The organism is Mesorhizobium waitakense, assembly GCF_056431085.1.
The window spans coordinates 1-1,223 of the sequence record NZ_JBWKME010000001.1 but is presented as its reverse complement, the minus strand read 5'-3'; the positions used below and the strand labels follow the sequence as shown (position 1 = coordinate 1,223).

Genomic DNA, 1,223 nt, shown 5'->3' with positions numbered 1-1,223 from the left:
GCCGCCCTATCTACAGGGCGGGTTCGACATATTCGCCGAGGAGGTGGTGCCGATCTTGCGCAGGCGCGGACTTTTCCGGCACGACTATGACGGGGCAACGCTACGGGACCATTTCGGTCTGCCGCGCCCGCAAAACACATTCAGCGGACTGCAAAGGGCGACCGCTTGATGCATCATGAAGATCGAAGACCTGCTGTTTCCTTTTTCAGGATTCGCTGAGAAGTCTTCAGCTTAAACCCGATTATTGTGGTCCATCTGTCATATTTTCCAAGGCCACTGCACGGTAGAGTAACAGCAACGTAGGTAAGACGGCGCAGACCGTCATGTTCTTTACAAGAGGCAAATCTCCCGAGGGATCGTCAACATGATCCGGCGGTCGGAAGGATCCGCCGGCTGAAAGAGGTCGGTGCCAAATGAAGCGGTCAGGAGATGGATTGGATGATCAACGCCAGGCATCTGCACGGATTACCTCCCCAAAATGGCGAGCCGGTCACGGAATTGAGCCACCGTCGCGAGCTTTTCGAGGCAGTGGAGGCTTCGCTGTCTGCTGTCCGCAGGGCGAAGCGCGCAGCAGATGAGAACCTGCGGCGAGTGCACGGAGCGCCGGATAGCGTGCGAAGAGCACATCCGGCATCGCAACAACTGTGCGAGGCCTGCTTTCAGCCATCCGTTGGCGACGGCCTCCGCGTTACGTCAGCCGGTCTCCGGTCAAACATACCCTCATCGAGCCCTCAAAATGGAGCGCTGCTAACTGGGAAAAGGGACGGCAACGGCTGTTTCGATGCTTCGTCATTATCCGGAGAGGTTAGCGCCGCGGCCCGTGTTGAGCGCCGAGCGTCGGATCAACTTGATTTTCTCGGGCATCCAATACCTCGTCGTCCCAGGTGCACTCAGCAAAGCACGCGATATCGTTCCTTTGCGATTCGTCGACTAGAGGATCTATGCGTCAGCAGACAATTGAGAATTTGCATTTAATTTGAGATTCGCGCTTGGCTCGCTGCGAGACCGGTAATTTCTCTGGGGTCGAATACGGGTTGTTAGGCCCAAGCAGTCCATCACCGTCGCTTCTTCAAGGAGGCAGCGATGGGACGCGCAAAATCAGAACTGTTTTCGGCACCGTGAAGGTTCGCAATCCCCGTTGGATGCTCTGCCGGGATTGCCATCCTGGCATGGTCGCTGCCTTCGCACCACTCAACGAGATCTGCCCTGATCGAGCCACGCCT

Annotated in this window: 1 pseudogene; it reads left to right on the top strand. The window is 56.9% G+C overall.

The window, feature by feature from the left end:
• Positions 1-169, top strand: a pseudogene (locus tag AC07FD_RS00005) (LLM class flavin-dependent oxidoreductase); the annotation flags it as partial.
• Positions 170-1,223: the final 1,054 nt, after the last annotated feature.